7 protein-coding genes are annotated in these 6,866 nt (G+C 41.5%); 5 read left to right on the top strand and 2 right to left on the bottom strand.

Translation table 11 applies throughout. The annotated features are described in order from the left end of the window. The first annotated feature begins 27 nt into the window (after positions 1 to 27). The 5 genes from hemE (at position 28) to HMPREF0693_RS17245 (ending at position 3,597) form a co-directional block, all read left to right on the top strand. A complete protein-coding gene (hemE, locus tag HMPREF0693_RS17225) occupies positions 28 to 1,101 on the top strand; it encodes a uroporphyrinogen decarboxylase (RefSeq protein WP_004249140.1) in 1,074 nt (357 codons plus the stop codon). Next, positions 1,094 to 1,762: a deoxyribonuclease V gene (gene nfi, locus HMPREF0693_RS17230; RefSeq protein WP_004246920.1), complete on the top strand. Its 669-nt coding sequence runs from the start codon at positions 1,094 to 1,096 to the stop codon at positions 1,760 to 1,762. Before hemE ends, nfi begins: the two co-directional genes overlap by 8 nt. A gap of 74 nt (positions 1,763 to 1,836) precedes the next feature. Continuing rightward, on the top strand, positions 1,837 to 2,427 hold the full coding sequence (locus HMPREF0693_RS17235) for a YjaG family protein (RefSeq protein WP_004246921.1): 591 nt from the start codon (positions 1,837 to 1,839) through the stop codon (positions 2,425 to 2,427). A 190-nt stretch (positions 2,428 to 2,617) separates the two neighbouring features. Then, entirely contained in the window at positions 2,618 to 2,890 is a 273-nt protein-coding gene (locus tag HMPREF0693_RS17240) for an HU family DNA-binding protein (RefSeq protein ID WP_004246922.1), read from the top strand. A 14-nt stretch (positions 2,891 to 2,904) separates the two neighbouring features. After that, positions 2,905 to 3,597: a DUF1481 domain-containing protein gene (locus HMPREF0693_RS17245; RefSeq protein WP_004246923.1), complete on the top strand. Its 693-nt coding sequence runs from the start codon at positions 2,905 to 2,907 to the stop codon at positions 3,595 to 3,597. 23 nt (positions 3,598 to 3,620) lie between these two features. Here HMPREF0693_RS17245 and purD read toward each other — a convergent pair whose 3' ends face one another. Beyond that, entirely contained in the window at positions 3,621 to 4,910 is a 1,290-nt protein-coding gene (purD, locus tag HMPREF0693_RS17250; protein WP_004246924.1) for a phosphoribosylamine--glycine ligase, read from the bottom strand. Between the two features lie 12 nt (positions 4,911 to 4,922). After that, positions 4,923 to 6,512 carry a bifunctional phosphoribosylaminoimidazolecarboxamide formyltransferase/IMP cyclohydrolase gene (gene purH / locus HMPREF0693_RS17255; protein ID WP_004250094.1) on the bottom strand — a complete coding sequence of 530 codons (1,590 nt, stop codon included), beginning with the start codon at positions 6,510 to 6,512 and terminating at the stop codon, positions 4,923 to 4,925. Positions 6,513 to 6,866 lie beyond the last annotated feature (354 nt).

Consider the following 6,866-nt stretch of genomic DNA (forward strand, 5'->3'; position numbering starts at 1 on the left):
GCCCTATTACTATTAATGGAGTTAGACATGAGTGAGTTGAAAAACGACCGCTATTTACGTGCGCTGTTGCGCCAACCTGTTGATGTCACCCCTGTTTGGATGATGCGTCAGGCAGGCAGATACCTTCCTGAATACAAGGAAACACGAGCACAGGCGGGAGACTTCATCTCATTGTGCAAAAATACCGAATTGGCATGCGAAGTTACCTTACAGCCTTTAAGACGTTTTCCTTTAGATGCCGCTATCCTATTTTCTGATATTTTAACTATCCCTGATGCGATGGGATTAGGTCTGTATTTTGAAACAGGGGAAGGTCCTCGTTTTAAAACACCGATAAATAGCCTTGATGATATAAAAAAATTACCTATTCCTGATCCGGAAGATGAACTAGGTTATGTCATGAATGCGGTACGTGCTATTCGTCATGCATTGCAAGGTAATGTGCCATTAATTGGTTTTTCAGGTAGTCCATGGACACTAGCTACTTATATGATTGAAGGTGGAAGTAGTAAGGCGTTCACAAAAATTAAAAAAATGATGTATAGCGAGCCACAAGCTCTGCATCTATTACTGGATAAACTGGCGGATAGCGTTATCCTTTATTTGAATGCTCAGATTAAAGCAGGGGCACAATCCATCATGATCTTCGATACATGGGGAGGTGTGCTAACAGGACGCGATTATCAATTGTTCTCATTACAATACATGCATAAGATTGTTGATGGTCTTATTCGTGAAAATGAGGGCAGAAAAGTTCCGGTCACCTTATTTACTAAAGGTGGTGGGCGTTGGTTAGAAGCGATGGCAGCCACAGGTTGTGATGCATTAGGACTTGATTGGACGATTGATATCGAAGATGCTCGCCGTCGAGTCGGTGATAAGGTTGCCTTACAAGGTAATATGGATCCTTCTATGTTGTATGCGCCACCAGCAAGAATAGAACAAGAAGTCGCTACGATTTTAGCTGGCTTTGGCAAAGGTACTGGTCATGTCTTTAATCTTGGGCACGGTATTCATCAAGATGTTCCACCAGCGCATGCTGGAGCATTTATTGATGCGGTTCACCGTCTATCGAAGCCTTATCATCAGGATAATGATTAATACTCAGCAATTACGTCAAGAGCAGACAGAGAAAGCTCAACAGATTATCTTAACCGACCAATTTATGGCACCAACTTATATTGCAGGTGCTGATGTCGGATTTGAAAATAGCGGTGCGGTCACTCGTGCCGCTATTGTTATTATGCATTATCCCTCCTTTGAAATTGTTGAATATCAAATAGCCCGTATTGCAACATTACTACCTTATATTCCCGGACTCCTTTCATTCCGTGAGTGTCCCGCGTTATTAGAAGCTTGGCAGGGCATTAAGCAAAAACCGCAACTTGTTTTTGTTGATGGTCAAGGGATCGCACATCCTAGACGGTTAGGGGTGGCAAGTCATTTTGGGCTCTTAGCCGATATTCCAACCATCGGTGTGGCAAAAAGTCGTTTATGTGGTGATGATAAAAAATTAGACGACGATGTAGGAAGTACGGAAAAATTAATGGATAAGGATGAGCAGTTAGGTTGGATTTATCGTAGTAAAAAAAGATGTAAACCTTTATATATTTCTCCAGGCTATAAAGTGAGTATGGAGAGTGCATTAGCGTGGGTAAAACGTTGTATAAATGGATATCGATTACCTGAACCGACTCGTTGGGCCGATGGTATTGCCTCAAATAGGCGATTATTTGAGCAATTGAATAAGAATAAGCTCTAAATCGGCGGTAAATATGTGGATATTTTCAATTTTCAGGTAAACTGCGGCTAAGTTAAGAAAATGAGTAATCACTAATGTTGAAGAACCCAATCCATTTACGTTTAGAAAAGCTTGAAAGTTGGCAACACTTAACGTTTATGGCGTGCCTGTGTGAGAGAATGTATCCAAATTATCAGGTATTTTGTCGCGAAACAGGATTTACTGATCCAACCCTGTATCGTCGTATTCTCGATCTAGTTTGGGAAACTTTAACAGTAAAAGATGCGAAGGTGAATTTTGATTCTCAATTAGAGAAATTAGAAGAAGCTATTCCTGATGCATCTCAGTTTGATATTTATGGTGTCTATCCTGCAATCGACGCCTGTGTGGCACTGAGTGAGCTTATTCATTCTCGTTTAAGTGGTGAGTCACTCAGTCATGCTATTGAAGTGAGCAAAATTTCGGTTGGAACTGTTGCTACACTTGAAATGACACAAGCAGAAAGAGAAATGTCTGAAGAAGAATTAAAATCTCTTGCTGCGGTCACTGAAGAGTTCGATATTCAATGGGAAATTTATCGCCTACTTGTTGAGTGCGAAGAAAGAGATATTGAACTAATAAAAGGTCTGCGTACAGACCTGCGCGAATCTGGAATGAGCAATATCGGTATAGAATTAACGCACTAAATCAGAAAAACGTGATTTAGTGCTTGAAAAGCGACGTTTAAAGACTTCACATTACCCCCGTGTATGTTCTACATTGGGTACGAAAAGAAGTGGCTCAGGTGTTTTGCTTAACTGACTCTCTAAAAAAGATGAATTAAGTTTTTTCACCAGATGTTTTTCAAACGATAAAACATACTTTAAGGACTATTTTATGAACAAAGCTGAATTAACCGAATCAGTTGCTGAAAAAGCGGATCTGACAAAAACTCAGGCAAAAGCTGCTATTGAAGCGTTTATCGACTCAGTAACAGGTGCTCTGAAAGAAGGTGATTCTGTCCAGTTAGTTGGTTTCGGTACATTCAAAGTGAATCACCGTGCAGAGCGTACTGGTCGTAACCCTCAAACTGGCAAAGAAATTAAAATTGCAGCAGCTAACGTTCCTGCATTTACTGCCGGTAAAGCACTGAAAGACGCAGTAAAATAATTCCTTTGAACGGAATGAACAATAGAGGGGGAGTTGCTCCCCTTTTGTTGAGACGACAGGGGCTGTTAGCAATAGGGTTCTCTTTTTTGCTCAGCGCCTGCTCTTCTTCTCCACAACTACCCGAATTTTCTGCAACGGGCTATATTGCAGATGAAGGGGTTGTGCGGCTTTGGCGTTTAAATAACAAAACATCAGAGCCTCAAGTGATTATGAGTGTCTATAGCTTTTATCAAAAGCCTGAAACTGTTGTCACTTTTTATGAGTACCGCCAAAATAGATTATGGCAAATTCGCAGTGAAATCGTTAATCCCTCCCATCCTTCCTCTTGGCATTTACGTTTAAATAAACGTGGCGAAGTTATCTTTATGCAACAAGAGTATCAAGGACAAAAGCGCCCATTAACAGAAGATGAACGTTTAAAAATGGTATTTGCAGCCAGTCGAGAACGAGAGATCAGTAAGGCATTGGCGATAGGTCAGGTAAAGTTAGTTCAAGGAACCTGGTATCAAGATACATTGACAACATGTGCGGGTGAAAAAGTGAATGTATCATTTGAAGCACCAGAACAACGTTGGCTAAAACGTAGAACACAGCATCTAACTCGTCCCGCTTATGTTGCTTGGCTGGATTCCCCCGAAGGTAACCAGTTGTTAATGGTTGCAGAACACGATTTTTGTAAATGGGAACCAACAAAAGAGAGTTTGTGATCACTCCCTTTTGCTGTTTTAACTTACTTTTTTAAACGCGCAATGGCACGATAGCCGATATCATGGCGATAGAAACAGCCATACCAGTGAATACTTTTGGCTAAAGCATAGGCATTCTTTTGAGCTTGTTCGATATCTTCCCCTAAAGCAGTTGCACATAATACTCGGCCTCCTGCTGTAACAACTTCACCTTGAACCGTTAATTTTGTTCCTGCTTGAAATACCTTAGCTGTTGAAGAAGATGTTGCTGTTAGTCCCTCAATAATATCATTTTGGCGGTAGTTATCAGGATAGCCACCGGCGGCCATTACAACACCTAAAGCGGGGCGGGGATCCCAAATGGAGTCTTTACCTGCTAGTTCGCCTTTTGCACCCGCTAAACAGAGATCAACTAAGTCTGATTGCATGCGCATCATTATAGGTTGCGTTTCCGGATCGCCAAAACGGCAGTTAAACTCAATGACTTTGGCAATACCTTGCTTATCAATCATTAAGCCTGCATAAAGAAAACCTTGATAGCGATGTCCTTCGGCAGCCATGCCTTTGACAGTTGGATAAATGATGTTATCCATGACTTGCTGGTGGATTTCAGGAGTAACAACCGGTGCTGGAGAATAAGCTCCCATTCCGCCGGTGTTTGGGCCTGAGTCACCATCACCGACGCGCTTATGATCTTGACTTGTTGCCATCGGAAGTACATTTTCACCATCCACCATGACAATAAAACTGGCTTCTTCTCCATCAAGAAATTCTTCAATAATAATACGGTGTCCTGCATCACCAAAAGCATTACCTGCTAACATATCTTTTATCGCATTTTCTGCTTCGGTATGTGTCATGGCAACAATGACACCTTTACCCGCAGCTAGGCCATCCGCTTTAATCACAATAGGTGTGCCCACTTTATGGAGATATTCAAGTGCAGGCGCTATTTCAGTAAAGTTTTGATAAGCTGCTGTTGGGATATGATGGCGGGCTAAAAAATCTTTTGTAAATGCTTTCGAACCTTCTAGTTGTGCCGCACCTTTGGTGGGGCCAAAAATCATCAGTCCCGCTTGTTTGAACGCATCTACTACACCAATTACCAATGGTGCCTCAGGCCCCACAATGGTTAAATCAATGTGATTTTGTTGGGCAAATGCAACTAATGCGGCAATATCAGTGGCACTAATATCGACGTTTTGTACGCCATGTTCTAATGCTGTTCCTGCATTACCGGGGGCAACAAACACTTGGGTTGCTAAAGGCGATTGCGCTGCTTTCCAAGCTAGTGCATGTTCACGACCACCATTACCAATGATTAAAATTTTCATAGCAATCCCTTATTAATGGCGGAAATGACGCATGTTAGTAAAAATCATCGCGATATTGTGTTCATTAGCTGCAGCAATTACTTCATCATCACGAATAGAACCACCTGGCTGAATAACACAAGTTACACCGGCCATAGCTGCCGCATCAATACCATCTCTAAAGGGAAAGAATGCATCAGATGCCATGGCGCAACCTGCTACTTCTAAACCTTCATCAGCCGCTTTAATCCCTGCTATTTTAGCAGAATAGACACGGCTCATTTGGCCCGCACCGATGCCAATCGTCATGTCATTTTTGGCATACACAATTGCGTTGGATTTCACAAATTTTGCAACTTTCCAGCAAAATAGCGCATCTTTCCACTCTCGTTCACTAGGCTGGCGTTGCGTGACAACCCTTAGGTTTTCTTCTTTAACCATACCTAAATCACGATCTTGTACTAATAAGCCTCCGTTAACCCGTTTGAAATCAAGTGCAGGTTTAGCTTCTTGCCATTCACCACAGGCTAATACACGAACATTAGGTTTGGTTGCTAAAATAGGTAGAGCATCTTCATTAATAGAAGGCGCGATAATGACTTCGACAAATTGACGCTCTATAACGGCACTTGCTGTTTTTGCATCTAAGCTTCTATTGAAAGCGATAATACCGCCAAATGCAGAAGTTGGATCAGTTTTAAATGCATTGTCATATGCTTGTGTGAGGGTGTCCGCAATAGCAACGCCACAAGGGTTTGCATGTTTCACGATAACACAAGCTGGTTCGGAAAATGATTTCACGCATTCCAATGCAGCATCAGTATCGGCAATATTGTTATAAGAGAGTGCTTTACCTTGTAATTGATTTGCTGTTGCGATAGAGGCTTCTTCAATATTCTCTTCTATATAGAAAGCCGCTTGCTGATGAGCATTCTCACCATAACGCATATCTTGTTTCTTTATATAGTTAAGATTTAAGGTACGAGGGAAGGTTCCTGATGGTTGTGAAGTATCACCATAATAAGGTGCAACTTTTTGGCCAAAGTAGTTCGCAATCATACTGTCATAAGCTGCGGTATGCTCAAAGGCTTTAATGGCTAAATCAAAACGTGTATCTAAAGTCAGACTGTTTTGGTGATTGTCCATTTCTTCAATCACTTTTTCATAGTCATTGCTATTAACCACAATGGTGACGTCTTTATGGTTCTTTGCTGCGGAACGAACCATGGTAGGACCACCAATATCAATATTCTCAACAGCATCTGCTAATGAGCAATCGGGACGAGCTACTGTTTTAGCAAAGGGATAAAGATTGACAACAACCATGTCGATAGGACGAATATCATGTTCCTCCATAATGGTATCATCTTGTCCACGACGTCCTAAAATACCACCATGTACTTTAGGGTGAAGTGTTTTTACACGACCATCCATCATTTCTGGAAAACCGGTGTAGTCAGAGACTTCTATAACGGGTAAGCCAGCTTCTGCTAATAGACGCGCTGTCCCCCCTGTTGATAAAAGTTCTACATTTCTTTCTACAAGCGCTTTCGCAAATTCTAAAATACCTGCTTTATCAGACACACTTAAAAGAGCACGGCGGATAGGACGAAGGTGTTGCATGAGTTTTATCCCTTGGGTTTTTGTATAACAGTAGTCATTGTGATGAAAAGTCACGTTGATACAGTGAAATTGTGTTTGCACCACTAACATTTCAGAAGATGAAGACAAAATCAATCTCACTCATTTGGGTATTATAATAACGCAAACGTTTGCGTTTGACATGCTAAATTTGTGGGAAAAGATGGCTTGTGGATAAAATTGTTGATAACTGCGTATAACTAAGGGTTTTGCTGTGGAATTAAGCAAACGAATTTTTTTCTTAAAAAAACTATTGCCAGCCTCAGAAAACTCCCTATAATGCGTCCTCGTTGTCACGGCACAGGGCGCTAAGCGAACCAACTGAGAGAACAAAAT

The sequence above is a fragment of the Proteus mirabilis ATCC 29906 genome, assembly GCF_000160755.1.
GTDB classification, from domain to species: Bacteria; Pseudomonadota; Gammaproteobacteria; order Enterobacterales; family Enterobacteriaceae; genus Proteus; species Proteus mirabilis.

Bases quoted from the DNA above. Each gene is read 5' to 3' on its own strand.
- hemE (WP_004249140.1), top strand. From the start codon at position 28: ATGAGTGAGTTGAAAAACGACCGCTATTTACGTGCGCTGTTGCGCCAA.
- purD (WP_004246924.1), bottom strand. From the start codon at position 4,910: ATGAAAATTTTAATCATTGGTAATGGTGGTCGTGAACATGCACTAGCT.
- purH (WP_004250094.1), bottom strand. From the start codon at position 6,512: ATGCAACACCTTCGTCCTATCCGCCGTGCTCTTTTAAGTGTGTCTGAT.
- HMPREF0693_RS17240 (WP_004246922.1), top strand. From the start codon at position 2,618: ATGAACAAAGCTGAATTAACCGAATCAGTTGCTGAAAAAGCGGATCTG.
- HMPREF0693_RS17245 (WP_004246923.1), top strand. From the start codon at position 2,905: ATGAACAATAGAGGGGGAGTTGCTCCCCTTTTGTTGAGACGACAGGGG.
- HMPREF0693_RS17235 (WP_004246921.1), top strand. From the start codon at position 1,837: ATGTTGAAGAACCCAATCCATTTACGTTTAGAAAAGCTTGAAAGTTGG.
- nfi (WP_004246920.1), top strand. From the start codon at position 1,094: ATGATTAATACTCAGCAATTACGTCAAGAGCAGACAGAGAAAGCTCAA.